19 protein-coding genes are annotated in these 19,779 nt (G+C 38.9%); 16 read left to right on the forward strand and 3 right to left on the reverse strand.

Features of this window, described 5'->3' with window-relative positions:
* Positions 1-147: 147 nt before the first annotated feature.
* The 5 genes from spx to P3G65_RS02870 all read left to right on the forward strand — a co-directional run bounded on the left by spx (position 148) and on the right by P3G65_RS02870 (position 3,680).
* Positions 148-546 (forward strand): transcriptional regulator Spx, encoded by a 399-nt coding sequence (gene spx / locus P3G65_RS02850; RefSeq protein ID WP_003134024.1) that lies wholly within the window; start codon positions 148-150, stop codon positions 544-546.
* 135 nt (positions 547-681) lie between these two features.
* Complete coding sequence (locus tag P3G65_RS02855; protein WP_019292657.1) at positions 682-1,455, forward strand: TatD family hydrolase; 774 nt, start codon at positions 682-684, stop codon at positions 1,453-1,455.
* The gene (gene rnmV, locus P3G65_RS02860) at positions 1,452-1,997 is read left to right on the forward strand and encodes a ribonuclease M5 (protein WP_019292656.1); all 546 of its coding nucleotides are present in this window, start codon (positions 1,452-1,454) and stop codon (positions 1,995-1,997) included. The genes P3G65_RS02855 and rnmV overlap by 4 nt, the downstream gene beginning before the upstream one ends.
* On the forward strand, positions 1,994-2,917 hold the full coding sequence (locus P3G65_RS02865) for an ABC transporter ATP-binding protein (protein ID WP_284071321.1): 924 nt from the start codon (positions 1,994-1,996) through the stop codon (positions 2,915-2,917). Before rnmV ends, P3G65_RS02865 begins: the two co-directional genes overlap by 4 nt.
* Positions 2,910-3,680, forward strand: a complete 771-nt coding sequence (locus P3G65_RS02870) for an ABC transporter permease (RefSeq protein ID WP_019292654.1) — start codon at positions 2,910-2,912, stop codon at positions 3,678-3,680. Before P3G65_RS02865 ends, P3G65_RS02870 begins: the two co-directional genes overlap by 8 nt.
* Positions 3,681-3,737: 57 nt before the next feature.
* Here P3G65_RS02870 and P3G65_RS02875 read toward each other — a convergent pair whose 3' ends face one another.
* A complete protein-coding gene (locus P3G65_RS02875; RefSeq protein WP_284071362.1) occupies positions 3,738-4,709 on the reverse strand; it encodes a LacI family DNA-binding transcriptional regulator in 972 nt (323 codons plus the stop codon).
* A complete protein-coding gene (locus tag P3G65_RS02880; protein WP_284071322.1) occupies positions 4,709-6,124 on the reverse strand; it encodes a sucrose-6-phosphate hydrolase in 1,416 nt (471 codons plus the stop codon). Before P3G65_RS02880 ends, P3G65_RS02875 begins: the two co-directional genes overlap by 1 nt.
* Before the next feature lie 182 nt (positions 6,125-6,306).
* Between P3G65_RS02880 and P3G65_RS02885 the strand changes: the two genes are divergently transcribed.
* The 4 genes from P3G65_RS02885 (at position 6,307) to P3G65_RS02900 (ending at position 10,783) form a co-directional block, all read left to right on the forward strand.
* Entirely contained in the window at positions 6,307-8,244 is a 1,938-nt protein-coding gene (locus P3G65_RS02885; RefSeq protein ID WP_019292429.1) for a sucrose-specific PTS transporter subunit IIBC, read from the forward strand.
* Positions 8,245-8,260: 16 nt separating this feature from the next.
* Entirely contained in the window at positions 8,261-9,136 is an 876-nt protein-coding gene (scrK, locus tag P3G65_RS02890; RefSeq protein WP_029346182.1) for a fructokinase ScrK, read from the forward strand.
* 174 nt (positions 9,137-9,310) lie between these two features.
* The gene (rsmA, locus tag P3G65_RS02895; RefSeq protein WP_029343519.1) at positions 9,311-10,201 is read left to right on the forward strand and encodes a 16S rRNA (adenine(1518)-N(6)/adenine(1519)-N(6))-dimethyltransferase RsmA; all 891 of its coding nucleotides are present in this window, start codon (positions 9,311-9,313) and stop codon (positions 10,199-10,201) included.
* Positions 10,202-10,783 carry a uracil-DNA glycosylase family protein gene (locus P3G65_RS02900; RefSeq protein ID WP_019292426.1) on the forward strand — a complete coding sequence of 194 codons (582 nt, stop codon included), beginning with the start codon at positions 10,202-10,204 and terminating at the stop codon, positions 10,781-10,783.
* Positions 10,784-10,880: 97 nt separating this feature from the next.
* On the opposite strand, the gene P3G65_RS02905 is transcribed toward P3G65_RS02900, so the two are convergent.
* The gene (locus P3G65_RS02905) at positions 10,881-11,327 is read right to left on the reverse strand and encodes a GNAT family N-acetyltransferase (protein ID WP_019292425.1); all 447 of its coding nucleotides are present in this window, start codon (positions 11,325-11,327) and stop codon (positions 10,881-10,883) included.
* A gap of 109 nt (positions 11,328-11,436) precedes the next feature.
* Between P3G65_RS02905 and P3G65_RS02910 the strand changes: the two genes are divergently transcribed.
* The 7 genes from P3G65_RS02910 to pepT all read left to right on the forward strand — a co-directional run bounded on the left by P3G65_RS02910 (position 11,437) and on the right by pepT (position 19,464).
* A complete protein-coding gene (locus P3G65_RS02910; protein WP_019292424.1) occupies positions 11,437-12,558 on the forward strand; it encodes an AI-2E family transporter in 1,122 nt (373 codons plus the stop codon).
* Positions 12,559-12,603: 45 nt separating this feature from the next.
* A complete protein-coding gene (locus P3G65_RS02915) occupies positions 12,604-13,932 on the forward strand; it encodes a hemolysin family protein (RefSeq protein WP_004259258.1) in 1,329 nt (442 codons plus the stop codon).
* A gap of 112 nt (positions 13,933-14,044) precedes the next feature.
* Positions 14,045-15,505, forward strand: a complete 1,461-nt coding sequence (locus tag P3G65_RS02920; RefSeq protein ID WP_019292423.1) for a DHA2 family efflux MFS transporter permease subunit — start codon at positions 14,045-14,047, stop codon at positions 15,503-15,505.
* Between the two features lie 66 nt (positions 15,506-15,571).
* The gene (gene pflA, locus P3G65_RS02925) at positions 15,572-16,366 is read left to right on the forward strand and encodes a pyruvate formate-lyase-activating protein (protein WP_019292422.1); all 795 of its coding nucleotides are present in this window, start codon (positions 15,572-15,574) and stop codon (positions 16,364-16,366) included.
* Between the two features lie 145 nt (positions 16,367-16,511).
* Positions 16,512-17,456: a manganese-dependent inorganic pyrophosphatase gene (locus P3G65_RS02930; protein WP_014024319.1), complete on the forward strand. Its 945-nt coding sequence runs from the start codon at positions 16,512-16,514 to the stop codon at positions 17,454-17,456.
* Positions 17,456-18,220, forward strand: a complete 765-nt coding sequence (locus P3G65_RS02935; RefSeq protein ID WP_019292421.1) for a DUF1803 domain-containing protein — start codon at positions 17,456-17,458, stop codon at positions 18,218-18,220. Before P3G65_RS02930 ends, P3G65_RS02935 begins: the two co-directional genes overlap by 1 nt.
* A gap of 2 nt (positions 18,221-18,222) precedes the next feature.
* Positions 18,223-19,464 carry a peptidase T gene (pepT, locus tag P3G65_RS02940; RefSeq protein ID WP_019292420.1) on the forward strand — a complete coding sequence of 414 codons (1,242 nt, stop codon included), beginning with the start codon at positions 18,223-18,225 and terminating at the stop codon, positions 19,462-19,464.
* The last annotated feature ends 315 nt before the right edge of the window (positions 19,465-19,779 follow it).

The raw sequence follows: 19,779 nt of genomic DNA on the forward strand, positions 1-19,779 counted from the left end.
CTGTCCAATAGGACAGATTTTTTTAGAATAAAAAGGGAAAGGGTCTTTTTTTTGTCTGTCAATTGTGCTATAATAGCAAATGCTAATACCGCTAGGTATTATAAATAAGATCATGGATTGTTCCATATTAATATAAAGGAGAGAGGGATGCTTACTATTTATACGGCCCCATCTTGTACGAGTTGTAAAAAAGCTAAAACTTGGCTTACTTATCACAATATTCCATTTCAAGAACGTAACCTCATTGGCGACCCACTTTCAGCAGAAGAAATTAGTCGTATTCTTGAAAAGTGTGATGATGGTGTGGAAGGGCTTATTTCTAGCCGTAATCGCTTTGTGAAGACCTTAGGCGTTGATTTTGAAGACTTGTCGCTTTCAGCAGCCATCAAAATCATTTCAGAAAATCCGCAAATCATGCGCCGTCCAATCATTATGGATGAAAAACGTCTACATGTGGGATACAACGAAGAAGAAATCCGTGCTTTTTTACCGCGTACAGTACGTATTTTAGAAAATGGCGGCGCTCGTTTGCGCAATGCCATCTAAAAGCAAATGCAATTATTATAAACACCCCGAGCGGGTGTTTTTTGCTGCATGCTTTTAGTAAAGGAAAATTTTCTTTTTAAAATAGAGCGGTTTTTCTAAGATAAGATTTGCTTTATTTTGGGTTATAATAGAAGAATGGATATTTTTGACACGCACACACACCTCAATTCAGATGAATTTATTGGTAGAGAAAAGGAAATTATTACTCAGGCACATGAGCTAGGGGTTCATCGCATGAATATTGTCGGAGTGGATCGTAAAACAAATGATTGGGCGATAAAGCTTGCTACAGAACATGAAGAATGCTATGCTACGATTGGTTGGCATCCAGATGAATGTGGAAGCTTTGATCAAGCTGCAGAGCAGTATCTGCTGGAAAATTTGCAAAAAAATAAGGTGCTTGCAGTGGGCGAAATTGGCTTAGATTATCATTGGATGGTCGAATCAAAAGAACTGCAAGAACAAAGTTTTCGGCGCCAAATTCAAATTTCAAAAGAAGCAGATGTTCCTTTTGTGGTACACACACGTGATGCTTTAGCTGATACTTATGAAATTATAAAGTCTGAGGGCGTTGGCTCTCGTGGAGGAATCATGCACAGCTTTTCTGGTACCTATGAAGAGTCCCGACAGTTTCTGGAGCTTGGTCTAATGCTTTCTTTCTCAGGTGTTGTGACATTTAAAAAGGCTCTTGATGTCCAAGAAGCAGCTACAAAGCTTCCTTTAGATCGCATACTTGTGGAAACTGATGCCCCTTATCTTTCACCAATGCCTTATCGCGGTAAGGAAAATCAGCCAGGCTACACACGTTATACAGCAGAGAAAATTGCGGAACTTCGTGGACTTAGCTTGGAAGAAGTGGCTGAGCAAACCTATGCAAATGCACTGAAAGTTTTTGGTTTGACCTCATGAAAGAAAAAATCGAAAAAGTTATCGTCGTTGAAGGGCGAGATGACACAAGAAACCTGAAGCGCTTTTATGATCTGGATACCTATGAAACTGGTGGAAGTAGTATAGACGCGACTGATATCGAGCGGTTAAAGGTCCTCCAAGAGAAACGAGGGCTTGTTGTTTTTACTGATCCAGATTTTCAAGGGGAACGCATCCGTAAGATTATTATGCAAGCTATTCCTGAGGCGCAGCATGCCTTTTTGAAACGTGAAGAAGCACGACCTAAAGGTAAAGGTTCTCTCGGAGTAGAACATGCCAAGTATGAAGATTTGCAAAAAGCTTTGGGACACTTGACAGGAGGCGCGAATATCGAGCCGACTGTGGTTCAAGCAGATCTTATTAACTTTGGTCTTGTCCTCCGCTCTGATAGTCGCCAACGTCGGGAATATCTCTGTGAAGAACTCCGCATAGGTTATGCTAATGGCAAGCAAATCCTCAAAAGACTTAACATGTTTGGGATTGAGCTTCAACAAATAGAAGAAATAATGAAGGGCTATAAATGAAAAAAGCACTTGAAATAAAAAACTTAAGAAAAGTATATGATTCCGGTACGGAAGCCTTAAAAGGTATTGATTTAGCAGTTGAAGAAGGAGATTTTTATGCCTTGCTTGGTCCTAATGGGGCAGGGAAATCAACTACTATCGGTATTATTACTTCACTCGTGAATAAAACGTCTGGAACAGTTAAAGTCTTTGACTATGATATTTATAAAAATCTAGTGCAGGCTAAGCAACAACTCGGACTTGTGCCCCAAGAGTTTAACTTTAATCAGTTTGAAACGGTTCAACAAATCTTAGTCAATCAAGCCGGATACTATGGTGTTCCTCGTAAGGAAGCGCTCAAACGCTCAGAAAAGTATCTCACACAGTTGGAACTTTGGGAAAAGCGTAATGACCGTGCAGGACGTCTTTCTGGTGGGATGAAACGTCGTTTGATGATTGCGCGTGCCTTGATGCATGAGCCTAAGCTCTTGATTTTGGATGAGCCAACAGCGGGTGTTGATATTGATGTGCGCCGCTCAATGTGGGAATTTCTCGCACAACTCAATGCTTCAGGTACAACAATTATTCTGACGACACACTATTTGGAAGAAGCAGAAATGCTTTGCCGAAATATTGGAATTATCCAATCTGGACAAGTAATTGAAGATACAAGTATGAAAAACTTACTATCGAAATTACAGTCGGAAACATTTATTCTCGATATTAAAGCGGAAGGGCAAGCACCAGAGCTTATTGGATATGAGATGAAATTGGTGGATTCCCAGACCTTGGAGCTTAAGATTGAACGCAACCAGGGCATCAATGTTGCTTTTGAGCAACTAACTGCACAAGGTGTTCAGGTCCTCTCCATGCGCAATAAATCAAACCGTCTAGAAGAGCTTTTTGTTAAGCTTACTCATGAGGAGGGAAAAAATGTTTAAACTCTACTGGACTGCAGGAAAATCTCTTGCTATCAAGGAAGTCACACGTTTTATGCGTATTTGGGTGCAAACTCTTGTGCCACCAGTGATTACGACCACACTTTATTTTATTATCTTTGGTAAAATGATTGGTTCACGAATCGGTGATATGCATGGTTTTTCTTATATGCAATTTATCGTGCCCGGACTTATCATGATGTCTGTTATTACTAGCTCTTATGCGAACGTTTCTTCGAGTTTCTTTTCGCAAAAATTTCAAAAAAATATTGAAGAATTACTCGTCGCTCCAGTGCCTACACATGTGATTATTTTAGGCTTTGTGGCCGGCGGAAGTCTTCGAGGTATTTTCGTTGGGACGTTAGTGACTATCATTTCGTTGCTTTTTGTTCCTTTAGTTGTGAAGTCTTGGCTCGTAATTATTGTAACTCTGTTGTTGACGGCTTTCCTCTTTTCCTTGGCTGGGCTTCTTAATGGTGTCTTTGCGCGTTCTTTTGATGATGTTTCGATCGTGCCAACATTTGTCTTACAACCTTTGACTTATCTCGGTGGTGTCTTCTATGCTATCTCTATGTTACCCCCAATTTGGCAGGACATTTCGAAAGTCAACCCGATCGTATATATGATTTCAGGTTTCCGTTATGGCTTTTTAGGTGTGCAAGATGTTGCCCTGTGGATTAGCTTGCTTGTGCTACTTGGTTTTGTCATTGCTCTCTATGCCGTTTGCTATTACTTTATTGAACGTGGTCGTGGTTTGAGATCTTGAAAGTAAGATAAAGAAAGTTAGAATAAAAAAGCGAAAACCGATTGGTTTTCGCTTTTTTTATTCTTCTTCGAAAGGCTTTCGTCCTTGATGTAAAGTTATAGGAAGTTTATATGAGTTTTCGACTGTTTCTCCTTGGAGTTTACGAATAACTAAGTCGACTAAAAGCTCCGCCAAATCTGTAATGGGTTGCTTCACTGTCGTCAAGTCTGGATGATATTCCCTGATAAACTCTGTGCCGTCAAAGCCAATGATACTTATATCTTTGTTCATTGCCGCCGCTAGATTTTTCACAAGAAGTGCTGTTAAGTCATCTGTGCAGAAAATCCCGTCAAAGTCAGATTTTTTTAAAATTCTCTTGATTTCTTCTTTTTTATTCAGAAAAGTTAAACTTGTTGGGATTTTAATCACATGAGGTTCTAAGTCATGCTTTTTCATCACAGAGAGATAGCCTTCGCGTCTGAGGCGCGTGGGCGAATTAGTATTGTCACTGCCGGTAAAAATAGCAATTTTTTTGTTCCCGTTTTTTATCAAAGTTTCTGTTGCTAAACGACCGCCTTGCAAATTATCTGAACTAACGATAGTAGTTTGTGCAGTGAGGATGCGGTCAAAAGATACGATAGGTGCGTGGATTGCAGTATAATCGTTAGTACTTAAATTATGACTTCCATAAATGATGCCATCCACTTGGTTAGAAAGAAGTAAAGTTAAATAATCTCTTTCTTTCCTTTCGTCGTGCTCAGTTGTTGCCAGCATGGCTTTATAACCTCTTCGAAAGAGCGCCTGTTCAATTTTTTCGATTAATTCTGCATAGAATACATTCTGGATATTAGGAAAAACGAGTCCAATTAATTTTAAAGATTTCCCTTGTAAAGAGCGGGCTGCAGCATTTGGGACATAATGTAAGTCACGCATTGCGGCCTCAACCTTAGCAATAGTTGTGTCGCTTAAGTACCCTTTGTTATTAATCACACGCGAAGCGGTTGTCAAACTTACACCCGCTTTTTTTGCAACATCTTCAAGTTTAACCACTAATTCAGTTCCCACATTTTAATATTTATCGGTTTTTCACTTTGTATAAAATACTGTTCTTTGTTAGGAAATACACGCCCCGATAAGACTTTCTCTCCATCATTAATAAAAATTTCAAAAATAGATTTATCTATAAATAGATTAACTTTTTCTATTTTAACATTTACTGTCCTTTTTTCATAATTTCTTTTAACCGTGAAACAATCATTTTCCTTGTCAATATGGATTTCCAGTGCACTTTCATGAGAAGCGTTTGCCATGATATTCAAATGGTGTGATTCTTCAGACTTGAGGTCAATTTCCATTTCAAAAACATTATGAGTCGAAATCAGCTCTTCTTTGAGTAAAAACTCTTTTTTCTTTTTGCGTAGAGTTTTCATTTCATCTACAGGAGTTTGATAAAGCTTTCCGTCTTTAATACTTAGTTTTTTGACCATAGACAAGGCGCCTTGCACGCCAAACTGATCTGTCGGATAAGTTGTATCTGGTAAACCTAACCAAGAAATAGCATAAGCAGAGCCGTCAGGAGCATTAAAAGCCTGTGTGGCATAACAGTCAAAGCCATAATCAAGATTTTCTATCCTATTGTCGCCCATTAACCGGACTTCTTTATCAACAGAAAAAGAATCGGCAATAAGATAGGTATTGGGATAAATATTGCCATAAGAGCAGATTGATTGATCCAAGCCTTGGGGGCAGAAGATGAGGACCGGTGTGTTATTTATAAAGATAAGATTGGGACATTCGATCATATAGCCCATCTTTTCTGAAGTAAAATTCAAAAATCCTAAGTCCTCCCAAGCTGTTAATTGCTCATTTTTAGAGCGATAAATCTTTATTTTTCCTTCTTCGGCGACAGATTGTGCACCAATCAGCATATAGTGTTTCTTTTGGTGTTGAAAAATTTGTGGATCTCGAAAGTGATCAGTTGTTTCTGAGAAATTGGGATAGATTATAGGCTCTGGCAACTTTTCTAGCTGATTTTCTTTATCCAACTTAGCACCAAGTTGATAAGGTATGCGTGTCCAATCCTCTTTACGATGATTTCCTGTGTACATGATAAAAAGTGCATCATCAAGAGGAAAAGCAGAACCAGAAAAAGCACCAGCGTTCTCAAATTTCGTATCAGGGTAGAGAATGAGTCCTGATTTTTCAAAGTGCACCAAATCTGTAGAAGTCAAATGTACCCATGACTTCAAACCATGCACAGCGCCAAATGGAAAATGTTGGTAAAAGAGATGCCATTTGCCATTAAAAAATGAAAAACCATTGGGGTCATTGAGAAGACCGGTTTCTGGCTCAATATGAAAAGTTGAGTGCCAAGGGGATTGAGCAACACGTTCGCGTAAGGTCTTTAATTCATCCTCAGAATAGCTTTCATAAGCACGGTATCGTTCAGTGGTAGTCCATGTCATTTCTTGTATTTCCTTATCGTCATATTTTATTTTTATGATAAACGTTTTTCATGTAAAAGTCAATTTATAGACTTGATTATTTTAAGTAATGTTTTATTTTATGTTAAACGCTTGACATATTTTTTGTAAAGTGATTAAATGTGTTATGTAAGCGACACCAAAATAAATTTTAGGAGAAAACTATGAACCACAAACAAGTTGCTGAACGGATTATTTCTGCTGTGGGAGAAGAGAATATTCAAGCAGCAGCACATTGCGCAACCCGCTTGCGCCTTGTACTGAAAGACAGCTCATTGATTCATCAAGAAGCCTTAGACAATGACCCAGATCTCAAAGGAACTTTTGAGACGGCGGGACAATATCAAATCATTGTGGGACCTGGTGATGTCAATAAAGTCTATGAGGAATTTGTCAAACTTACAGGAGTAAAAGAGGCGTCGACAGCTGATTTAAAAGAGATTGTAAACAGCCAAAGCAAACCAAATCCTGTGATGGCATTAGTCAAACTTCTTTCAGATATCTTTGTTCCTTTGATTCCCGCTCTTGTTGCAGGTGGTTTATTGATGGCACTCAATAACGCTCTTACCGCTGAGAATCTTTTTGCAGCAAAATCAGTTGTTGAAATGTTTCCAGCTTGGAAAGGATTTGCAGATATTGTCAATGCTATGAGTGCAGCACCATTTGCCTTTATGCCTGTTCTTATAGGATTTTCGGCTACCAAACGTTTCGGAGGAAATCCCTATCTTGGTGCTGTTATCGGGATGATAATGGTGATGCCATCGCTTGTCAATGGTTATGCGGTGGCCACAGCTATTGCAAACAATGAAATGACCTACTGGAATATATTTGGTTTAAATGTTGCTCAGGCAGGTTATCAAGGTCAAGTACTTCCTGTTATTGGGGTATCTTTTGTCCTTGCAAAGCTGGAAAACTTTTTCCATAAACATTTGAACAACGCAGTTGACTTCACTTTCACACCATTGCTTTCGGTAATTATTACAGGATTTCTCACTTTTACCATAATTGGTCCTGCACTTCGTTTTGTATCAAATGGTTTAACAGATGGCTTGGTTGGCCTTTATGACACCTTAGGTGCCTTAGGGATGTTCATATTTGGCGGCTTTTACTCACTGATTGTTTTGACAGGTTTACACCAAAGCTTTTCAGCAATTGAAACCATGCTTATCACTAACTATCAGCATTCGGGTATTGGTGGGGACTTTATTTTTCCGGTTGCAGCCGCAGCCAACATGGCACAAGCAGGTGCAACCTTCGCGATCTTCTTCCTGACAAAAAATATTAAAACAAAGGCGCTCGCAGCTCCAGCTGGTTTTTCCGCCCTTTTAGGGATAACTGAGCCTGCCCTCTTTGGGATCAACCTAAAACTTAAATATCCATTCTTTATTGCACTTGGTGCTTCCGCTGTTGGTTCATTATTTATGGGGCTTTTCCATGTGCTGGGTGTAAGCTTAGGCTCTGCCGGTTTGATTGGGTTTATCTCCATTAAAGCAGGCTACAATCTGCAGTTTATGTTCGCTATTTTGATTAGCTTTATCCTTGCATTCATTGTTACTTTGATTTACGGACGACAAGTTGAAAACAAAAAAATTGAGAAGCCTCAGGTAGAGAATCCAATTTCTGAAATGCAAGATATAGAAAACTCTGAAAAGGAAGCAATTTTCGTACCAATCAATGGCACAGCTTTTCCACTCTCGCAGGTCAATGATCCTGTCTTCTCCACAGAAAAAATGGGCAAAGGTGTCGCTATCCAACCTGCAGATGATCATGTCTTTGCGCCAGCAGATGGAGAAATTGTGATTGCTTACGAAACGGGTCATGCCTATGGGATGAAAACCGAAAGTGGAGCAGAAATCTTGATTCACATTGGTATTGATACGGTCACGTTGAAGGGCAAAGGCTTTAGCCAAAATGTGAAGGCAGGCCAAAAAGTTAAAAAAGGAGACTTGCTTGGAACATTTAACAGAAAGACTATCAAGGAAGCTGGGTTGGAGGATATGGTAATGATGATGATTACAAATTCGTCTGATTATAACGATATTTTAGTGTTAAAGGAATATGCAGAAGTAGTAAAACAGGAAAAAATTCTTTCATTAATTTGAAGAAAGGGAGTAGAAGTTGACAATGTATTATGGATCTATAGAAGCTGGTGGGACAAAGTTTGTGCTCGCCGTTGCGGATGATCAGTTCGAGCTTGTAGATAAAATTAGAATATCTACCACAACACCCGAGGAAACAATTGCTGCTACAGTGGATTACTTTAAATCAAAAAATGTTGTGGCAATTGGCTTGGGATCATTTGGTCCCATTGATATTAATATCAAGAGTAAAACTTACGGCTATATTACATCAACACCGAAGGCAGGTTGGGCAAATACGGATTTGGTTGGGCTTTTAGAAGAGGCACTTCATGTTCCTATAGCTTTTACTACTGACGTAAATGCATCGGCTTATGGTGAAATGATGAATACTGCTCTTGAAAATCTAGTCTACTTTACTATTGGTACAGGGATTGGCGGTGGCGCTATTCAAGGCGGTCACTTTATTGGTGCTACAAGCCATGCTGAAATGGGCCATCAAATGGTTAAACGCCATCCAAACGATCTTTATTTTAAAGGTATTTGTCCGTTTCATGGTGATTGTTTGGAAGGACTGGCTTCAGGTCCAAGTCTTGAGGCCAGAACAGGGATTTCGGGTGAAGAACTTCCTGCAGACAGTCTTGAGTGGGAAATCTTGGCCTACTATATCGCGCAAGGCGTGCTTAATGCAACTTTAACATTAGCACCTGATGCTATTATACTAGGCGGTGGGATTATGGAGCAGCCCAATATGCTCGCACATGTTCAAAAAGAATTTGTGAAACTTCTGAATCATTACGTTGCTCTCCCATGTCCGATAGATGAATATTTGCGACTGCCGAGTGTTTCGGAAAATGGCTCCGCAACCCTTGGGAACTTTGCTTTAGGTAAAGCAGCCTTAGAGCTTGTGGAGTGAGATGTTGGGCTTTCTCTAAATAGTATTCGTGGCTCACAAGCTAAAGTTAAGGAGAAAAAGTATGTTTTGCTTAGCTTATTTGCATTTACGGCTATAAAAAGATAAAACGGAAATTCTTTGATTTCTGTTTTTTCTTTAAAAGCAGTTCGTCGGCTTTTCTGCTATAATAAAGCTATGACAACTTCAAATATAGATCGTATCTCAAATGTCATTCGCACACAGGATATTCTTCGTCGGCATGACTTTAACTTTAAGAAAAAATTTGGTCAAAACTTTTTGACGGACCATAATATTTTGACAAAAATTACGGCAACTGCTGAACTTTCAGAACAAGTAAACGTGATTGAGATTGGACCAGGTATTGGTTCACTCACGCAGTATTTACTTGAAGAGGCAGCAGAAGTAATGGCTTTTGAAATTGACAAAACTTTGATTCCAATTTTGGAAGAAACTTTGGCGCCGTATGATAACTTTCAACTTGTAAATGCTGATGTTTTGAAAGTTGATATGCGTGAGCACATCAAGAATTTCAAAAATCCTGACTTGCCTATAAAAGTCGTAGCAAATCTTCCTTATTACATTACAACACCAATTCTCATGCACTTGATTGAATCTAAGATTCCCTTTACTGAGTTTGTAGTGATGATGCAAAAAGAGGTTGCGGATCGTATTGCGGCTAAACCAAGCACAAAGGCTTACGGCTCGCTTTCGATAGCGGTGCAATATTATATGGAAGCACAAGTCGCTTTCACTGTGCCGCGCACAGTTTTTGTTCCAGCGCCTAATGTAGATTCAGCTATATTGAAGATGACACGCCGCGAGCAGCCTTTGGTTGCTGTGAAGGATGAAGATTTCTTCTTTAAAACCATGCACTCAACCTTTGTTCACCGTCGTAAAACCTTGATGAACAACTTACAATCTGCTTTTGGTAAGGATAAAAAACCAGAAATAACTGAACTTTTGGCCCAGGCGGATATTTCGCCTACCATTCGTGCCGAAGCACTTTCAATACCAGAATTCGCACGATTAGCCGATGCTCTACTTCCTCTCAAAGAAGGAGAATAAATGGATAAGCTGTCAAAAATTTTTCAAGCCATAAAAGAAGATCCGCAAAATACTTTGTATACTGCACAAGGTATTGCCCCGCTCTACTCCGTACACCATGAAGCAAAAATCCTTATTGTAGGTCAAGCACCAGGAATTCGAGCACAGGAGAGCCGTCTTTTTTGGAACGATCCTTCTGGGGATCGTCTTCGTGAATGGCTAGGGATTTCTTATGAAGAATTTTACAGCTCATCTAAGCTTGCCATCTTGCCTATGGACTTTTACTTTCCAGGTAAAGGAAAATCTGGTGACTTACCACCCCGCAAAGGCTTTGCGGAAAAATGGCATCCTTTATTGATTAAAGAAATGCCGCAGTTGGAGCTTATTGTCCTCATTGGTTCTTACGCGATTCCTTACTATCTTAATGTGCCGAAGAAAACACGTATTACTGATGTTGTGCGTGATTTTGAGAATTATCTACCGGAATATTTTCCACTTGTGCATCCTTCACCACGTAATAATATTTGGTTGCGGAAAAATCCATGGTTTGAGGCACAGGTCTTGCCGGAGCTAAAAATAAGAGTAAAAAACCTCCTTGCTTGAAGCAAGGAGGTTTAGTTTTGTTTAAGGAAGAGTTAATATAATGCATATAAATAAAGGAAAGCGCTCTCCAACGGTGAATAGGTGAGCGCTTATTTTTTTATTTAATTTCAAAAAACATGGTAACATGCTCGATTCCAGCTTCTGTAAAGGTTTCGCCTTGCACTTGAAAGTCGAATTTTTCATAGAGGCCTTTGGCGCTAAGTTGTGCATGCAAAGTTAAAAGAGTAATTCCTGCTTGATTGCAAAAATCAAGAAGACTTTGTAAGAGGACATTTGCATAACCTTTGCCACGTTCCTCTTTTAGAACGGCCATTCGTTGGACCACAGCGTGTTTCTTATCTTCGCTATCCACCAAAAGACGAACAGTCGCTAAGGCTTTACCATTTTCGTAACCTACAAAGTGCACGGAATGTGCCTCATCAATAGGACTGCCAACTTCTAAATCAAAAGGAACACCTTGCTCCTTTACAAAAACAGTGTTACGAATACGTAATGCATCACAGTATATTTCCGACATGGTGTCACGGGTTTGCTTGATTTGCATAAATTTCCTCCCGAAATCTTGAATTTGCGTAAAAATCTTATTTCAATTATAATATAAATAGCTTTAAAAAAAAAGAAAGGGCTTCGTTTGCCCTTATTAGTAGGATATTATGTTTAAAAACAGTAAATTATTTTTTTGGACAGTAGAAATTTTAGCAGCGACCCTGCTTATTTTTATGCTCATGCAACTGGAATTTCTCTTCCAACCGGTCAAAACTCTTTTGGCCCTGCTCTTTATTCCCTTCATCATCGCGGGTTTTCTTTACTACATCTTCAAACCTGTAGTGACTTATATGGAAACCCGTTGGAAAATTAAACGTTTCTTTGCGATTTTGATTGTTTTGATTACTTTGCTTGGACTTGTGGTTTGGAGTATTGCATCCATCATCCCTAATGTCGTTTCGCAGTTAAGTAGCTTGATTGATGCCAGTACGAAAGCATTTCCTGAGTTTCGTCATTGGATTGAATCTTTACAAAATGATCCACGTTTTGCTCACATTTACCGTCAGCTGGACATTAATGGCATGATTAGTAATATTAATTTATCTTATACTGATATTCTGAATAATTTGCTTAAAAATTTAACGGACAGTGTTGGAAGCATCGTAAGTATCATTTCCTCTGTGGTTATGGTTGCTATCTTAGTTCCTATCCTACTTTACTATATGCTAAAAGATGGTGAAAAATTGCTTCCTTCTTTAAAACGTACAATTTTTCGTGAAGATCCACTTGGTTTTGTTGAGCTCCTCGAGAAGATGAATGCGACAATTTCTCGTTATATTTCGGGCGTGGCTTTGGATTCGCTCTTGGTTTTCATCTTTGTCTTTGTAGGTTACATGTTGTTCGGTATTCCTTACGCCTTCTTGTTTGCCAGCTTTTCGGCTATTACCAACTTAATTCCTTATGCAGGACCCTATATCGGAGTTTTGCCGGTAATTTTTACTTTGGCATTTACTCAACCTTGGACAGCTGTACTCGCTGTCGCTTATGTTTTAATCCTGCAACAGATTGACGGGAACCTTGTTTATCCTAAAATCGTTGGGAATGCTGTACGCGTTCACCCTGTGACGGTTATGGTTTTGATGTTGGTTTCAGGAAGTTTATATGGGATTCTAGGTATGATTATTGCCGTACCTGTCTACTCATTAGTTAAAGAAATTGTGAAGTTCCTTGCTGGCTTATGGCATAATCATCGTGAGCAAGAAAAGAAAAAAATATTTCAAAACGATTAAACTATGATATAATAGTTTTCATATTACTAAAAAATAGGAGTAAAAATGGCACACCCTGACCCCGAGAGCACCTCGATAATTTTACAGATTTTATTACTTGTTTTTCTTACTGCTTTGAATGCATTCTTCTCAGCAAGTGAGATGGCACTCGTTTCTCTATCGCGATCGCGTGTAGAGCAAAAGGCGAGTGAAGGCGATGAGCAGTATCAATATTTGCTTAGTGTAATCGATAATCCGACACACTTCCTGTCCACCGTTCAAGTTGGGATTACCTTCTTGAATATCGTAGCGGGGGCAAGTTTGGCTGATACATTAGCTGCACAGCTGGCACCGTTGTTTGGTGATACAAGCTTTGCCCAAACCTTAAGTAAAATCATTATCTTGGTTATTTTGACTTTCTTTACGATTGTATTTGGTGAGCTTTTCCCTAAACGTATCGCTCAGGCTCTTAAAGAAAAAGCAGCTTTGAAAATGGTTCGTCCCTTGATGGCGATTGGTGTAGTTTTAAAACCTTTCATTTGGTTGTTGACCATTACGATTAATGGGCTGGCAAGAATTTTCCCAATCAAGTTTGACAGCAGTGATGATGACATGACACGTGATGAGATTGAGTATCTCGTGCACACGGATGAAACGGCCTTAGATGATTCTGAACGTGAAATGATTACAGGTGTTTTCAGTCTTGATGAACTTGTAGCACGTGAAATTATGGTTCCACGTACGGATGCCTTCATGATTGATATCAATGATGATCCGCGTGAAAATATTGAGAAAATGCTCAGCGAGTCATACTCTCGTGTGCCTGTTTATGATGATGATAAAGACAACATCTTAGGGATTATTCACACCAAACGTATCTTAGCTCGAGGCTTTGCTGACGGTTTTGATAACATTGATTTCCGTGAGATGTTGCAAGAACCACTCTTTGTTCCTGAAACAGTCTTTGTGGATGACTTGATGCTCCAGATGCGTAACACCCAAAATCAAATGGCTATTTTGCTGAATGAATATGGGGGCGTTGAAGGTATCGTCACACTTGAAGATTTGATTGAAGAAATCGTCGGAGAGATTGAAGACGAAACGGATATTGCAGAAGCAGAAGTTCATAAGATCGGTGAGAACATGTATGTGGTTCAAGGTAAAATGACCATCAATGACTTTAATGACGAGTTTGGCACACATTTGGTCAACAAGGATGTAGACACAATGGCTGGTTTCTTCCTCTCAGAAACAGGACAAATTCCAGAAAAAGGACAACAAGTGATGTGTAAGATTGACAACTTAGAAGATCATTTCTCACTCACAAGTCTGGAAGTAGATGGAAATCGTATATTAAAACTTCGTGTGGAGTTCGATGTAGAGCTTCCTGAATAAAAGTAAAAGATAGATTAAAATTAATCTATCTTTTTATTTTACTGTCCTGACTTTCTGAAAAAAACTATGATAAAATGTAAAAGAAATGAAGATATAGAACAGAGGAGGGAATATGAAAAGAAAAGAACATTTGGCTATTGTTATAGCTATTTTTATTGCAACATTTATGACATCTGTTGAGGTTACGATTGTGACCACAGCTATGCCAACCATCATTTCTCAGTTGAAAGGACTAGAACTCCAAAGCTGGGTATTTGCTATTTATTTACTTATTTCGGCTATTGCAACACCAATCTATGGAAAACTTGCGGATAATCTGGGGCGAAAAAATATTTTTATCTTTGGACTTGTCTCTTTTGTGATTGGTTCGATACTTTGTGGTATTGCCCCCAACATGCTGTTCCTCATTATTTTTCGAGCGATTCAAGGTATCGGTGCAGGAGCTGTGATGCCTTTAACCTTCACAATTATTGCTGATTTATTTGATTTTGAAGAGCGTGCAAAAATTATGGCGTTGAATAATACAGCTTGGGCGATTTCGGCTTTAGTAGGCCCGTTGCTTGGCGGATGGATTGTTGATACGTTGGGCTGGCACTGGGTTTTCTTCATCAATGTGCCCTTGGGATTGATCACACTTTTACTTACAATTTTTGGTTATAAGGATGTACACGAAAAAACAGCAAAACAACCGATGGACTGGGCAGGTATTGTCTCTCTATCTGTACTTTTAGTTTCATTATTACTGATGTTTCAAGAAATGTCAGCTTCCACAATCAATTGGCTATTAGAAGTTGTGCTCCTCTTCTTGATTGTTGCGGCCAGCATCATTTTTATTCGTACAGAGAAAAAAGCAGTCGATCCTTTATTTAATTTAGAAATGTTTAAAACAAGGACTTTCAGTATTCAGATTATTATTTCAATGCTTTTAAGTGGCTGCTTGATTGCTTTCAATATTTATTTTCCTATTTGGCTACAAGCCATTTACCGCGTTCCAGCCTTTGTTGCAGGTCTTGCATTAACACCTACATCATTGTTTTGGATGGTAACCAGTTTCTTTGTTGGTTTTCTTTTACGACGTTTTGCGCCGAAGAGACTTTATGCCGTTTTAGTGGGTATTCTTATCCTTGTCTACATTCCCTTGGTTCTTTCAAGTGTTGCTTTCCCAATCGAAGGTTTTTACATTATTTCTGCTTTTACAGGAAGTGTGATGGGGGTTATACTTTCAACAACGACACTTTTGGCACAAAAAATGGTTCCTGCTGAAATGGTTGGTCAAGCAAGTTCTCTCGTTGTGCTAGGACGAACTTTGGGTCAGGCAATGATGACCGGGATATTGGGGCTAGCTTTTTCCTTAGGTATCAATGCGGGGCTCAGTAAATTTCCAGAAGTCAGCTTTAAGAATGTCAACGAATTTATTAGTACAGCTTCCAACGTAGTCGTTCCCGAGAAAATTCATGGTCAATTAGAACAAATCGTTCTTGGAGCTTTGCATAATGTTTTCTTCTTGGCCTTGCTTCTCTGCGTGATTACTTTTGTGGTTAACCTGTTTGATGATGGAAAATTAAGAGCCTAGAAAAGGATTTGATAATAAGAGAGATTTGAGGTATGATAAAAGCATACTGAAGAAGAGGAAAAGCTTATGACTGATACATATATTGAAGAAGCCAAAAAAGTAACCGGCCTGATTCACTCTACCGAATCCTTTGGATCTGTAGATGGTCCAGGAGTACGTTTCATTGTTTTTATGCAAGGTTGTCAAATGCGCTGCAAATATTGTCATAACCCAGATACTTGGGCGTTGAAAAACGAAAAAGCAACGACACGTACGGTAGAAGATGTGATGGACGAAGCACTTCGTTTCCGTGGTTTTTGGGGCGAAAAAGGAGGTATCACTGTATCTGGTGGGGAAGCCATGTTGCAAATTGACTTCGTCATCGCTCTTTTCCAATACGCTAAAAGTTTGGGTATCCATACCACATTAGACACTTCAGCACGGCCATTTAGAACGGATGAATATATCACCTCTCGTATTGATGAACTTCTTGAAGTCACAGATCTTGTCTTGCTGGACTTGAAAGAAATTGATTCAAAACGTCACAAGGCCTTGACGGGACACCCTAATGAAAATATTTTAGAATTTGCCCGCTACCTTTCTGACAAGGGGCAAGCCATGTGGATCCGTCACGTGCTTGTACCAGGTGAAACGGATATTGATGAAGATTTAGAAAAGCTAGGGGAATTTGTTAAAACCTTGGATAATGTTCTGAAATTTGAAATCTTACCTTATCATACGATGGGGGAATTCAAATGGCGCGAACTAGGCTGGAAATATCCACTTGCTGGTGTTAAACCGCCGACAAAAGAACGTGTGTCCAATGCAAAATCAATCATGGGTACAGAAACTTATCAAGAATATTTAGAGAGAATTAGATAAAACTTGAAGGCCGCATTTGGCTTTCAAGTTTTTTCGGTGCCAAGATTAAGGCAAGAACACTTCCAGTAATAGATTGAAAGCGTGCGTAAATCCTCTTTTTTTGATATAATGAAGCGAATATAAATATATAAATGAGGTAAAAGAAATGTCAGATAAAATTTTTGTCTTTGGTCATCAAAAACCAGATACAGACGCAATCGCATCATCTTATGGTTTCTCATATTTGAGCAACCATCGTCCAGTTGGCGCTTTGAATACAGAGTGTGTTGCATTAGGTACACCTAATGAAGAAACGCAATTTGCGTTGGACTATTTTGGTGTAGAAGCACCACGTGTTGTAACATCAGCAGCAGCTGAAGGCGTGGATACAGTTATCTTGACGGATCACAATGAGTTCCAACAATCAATCGCAGATATTGCTTCATTAAATATCTTTGGTGTGGTGGACCACCACCGTGTGGCTAACTTCAATACTGCTTCTCCTTTGTTCATGACAATTGAACCTGTTGGCTCAGCTTCTTCAATTGTTTACCGCAAATTCCTTGAAGCGGGTGTTGAGATTCCCCGTGAAGTAGCAGGTCTCTTGCTTTCAGGTTTGATTTCAGATACCTTGCTTTTGAAATCACCAACAACACATGCAACTGACCATAAAGTTGCAGAAGAATTGGCAAAAATTGCTGGTGTTGATCTCCAAGAATATGGTATGGCTATGCTTAAAGCTGGCACAAACTTGGACAACAAGTCAGCAGATGAACTCATTGATATTGATGCAAAAACATTTGAACTTAATGGCAGTCGTATCCGTATCGCTCAGGTAAATACAGTTGAAATTCAAGATGTACTTTCACGCTTACACGATGTCAAAGTAGCCATCAAGAAAGCAATGGAAGTTGAACATTATGATGACTTTGTCTTCATGATTACAGATATCGTAAATTCTAACTCAGAAATTGTCGAAATCGGTAGCCACAAAGATAAAGTTGAAGCAGCTTTCCACTTTACGTTAGAAGACGACCATGCTTTCTTAGCTGGTGCCGTTTCACGTAAAAAGCAAGTTGTACCACAACTTACTGAAGAGTTTAACAAATAATGCCTATTCGCGTTTTTAATGAAAATAGGCTGACTTGTCAGCCTTTTTTCTTAAAACTGATTAATTACCTGCACGTGCATGAAGAGGTAACCTTACGCCAAATTCATAAAGTTTTTGAACAAGAGAAAAACTTAGATCGCCAGCTTGATAGCTTTATTGCTGCTGGTTTTATCTGGCGCAAGGATAAACGTTATGGCAATAATTTTAAAGTTTTTACTGATGCTGACTTTGATCTTTCTTCAAAAACAATGCCTGTAGCTGTTAATATCTATGAGAAACCATTTTTTGTGGCAGTTGGAAGTCAAGTGGAGCAGAGACTGGAGCAGTCTATTGTCCAGCAAAAACTTCAAAATAAAACCAATACAATCACGCTACATTTTTCAAGTCGGTATGATTTGACCACAGATAGCTTATTTAACTATTTTTACAAGGTGGCGCATCACTTACCGCTTACAATACTTGAACAAGAAGTATATCAGCTTATGGGCGATGTTGATCCAGAGTATGCTCTGAAATACATGACCAGTTTTTTGCTCAAATTTACGCGTAAAGATATTGTCAAAGCACGTCCAGATATTTTCATCAGAGCCTTAGAAAAATATGGCTACATCTCCGCAGTAGGTGAACGAGAGTTTACGTCAAATCTTGCGTTTGACGATACACTTCAACTTGAAGAAATTCATTATGATTCTCCTCAAGACTTCATCTCTGCCCAAATCCAACAAACAAAGGTATTAAAGAACTTCATTTCCATAGGAGGATAAAAATGAAATACGAAAAATTGTTACCCCGTTTCCTTGATTATGTTAAAGTAAACACACGTTCAGATGAAAATTCAACAACTGTACCATCTGTTCCTGCTCTTGTTGATTTTGCTCATAAAATGGCAGATGAGATGCGCGAAATTGGTATTCAAGATGTACACTATCTTGAATCAAACGGTTATGTTGTAGGGACTATCCCAGCAACTACAGACAAAAATGTCCGTAAAATCGGTCTGATTTCTCACATGGATACAGCAGACTTTAATGCAGAAGGTATCAATCCGCAAATTCTTGAAAACTATGATGGAGAGTCTGTGATTAAACTTGGTGATTCTGGTTTCAGTCTTGATCCAGCAGAATTCCCAAACTTGAAAAACTACAAAGGTCAAACTTTGATTCATACAGATGGTACAACACTTTTGGGTGCTGATGACAAGTCGGGGATTGCTGAAATCATGACTTTGGCTGATTATTTAATCAATATCAATCCTGATTTTGAACATGGTGAAATCCGTATTGGTTTTGGTCCAGACGAAGAAATCGGTACAGGGGCTGACCGTTTTGATGTTGAAGATTTCAATGTTGACTTTGCTTATACAGTTGACGGTGGACCCCTTGGTGAATTGGAATATGAAACATTCTCAGCTGCCGGTGCTGTTTTAGAGTTTCAAGGTAAAAATGTTCACCCAGGTACAGCCAAAAATACAATGGTTAACGCTTTGCAATTAGCAATGGATTACCATGCGCAATTGCCAGAATTTGATCGTCCCGAAAAAACAGAAGGTCGTGAAGGTTTCTTCCACCTTTTGAAATTAGACGGAACTGTCGAAGAAGCACGCGCACAATATATTATTCGTGACCATGCAGAAGATAAATTTAATGAGCGCAAAGCCTTGATGCAAGAAATTGCTGATAAAATGAATGCTGAACTTGGCTCTGAACGCGTAAAAGCCACAATCAAAGATCAATATTACAACATGGCTCAAGTTATTGAGAAAGACATGTCAATCATTGATTTAGCCGAAGAAGCAATGAAAAACTTGGATATCGAGCCAAAAATCGAACCTGTTCGCGGTGGGACAGATGGTTCTAAGATTTCATTTATGGGCTTGCCAACACCGAACATCTTTGCTGGTGGTGAAAACATGCACGGTCGTTTTGAGTTTGTAAGCTTACAAACTATGGAAAAAGCAGTAGATGTACTGCTCGAAATGCTTAAACTCAATAATAAAGTTGAAAAATAAAGCATAATAAGCTAAAATGGTTCTTAAGGTTGGGAGGAATAGCTTTCCAACAGTGATTTTTTCGAGAGAATTTACTTTTCTTAATTAAATAAACCAATAAACAAGTCGCCTTTGGGCGACCTGTTTTAGGTTTTTCTTAGAATTGTCGCACAATTATAACGAATTCTAGTTATGATTGTTCTATTCTATCTTTTATAAAAGACAATATAATTCACTGTTGAGAGTTCTGGTCAAACTTCCCACTCGCCTTTACTTATGGTAATTATACAAGTACTTTAAGTTACTTGATTTACAAATATTTTCAATCAGTCAATC

This window comes from Lactococcus sp. bn62, from assembly GCF_029492705.2.
GTDB classification, from domain to species: domain Bacteria; phylum Bacillota; class Bacilli; order Lactobacillales; family Streptococcaceae; genus Lactococcus; species Lactococcus petauri.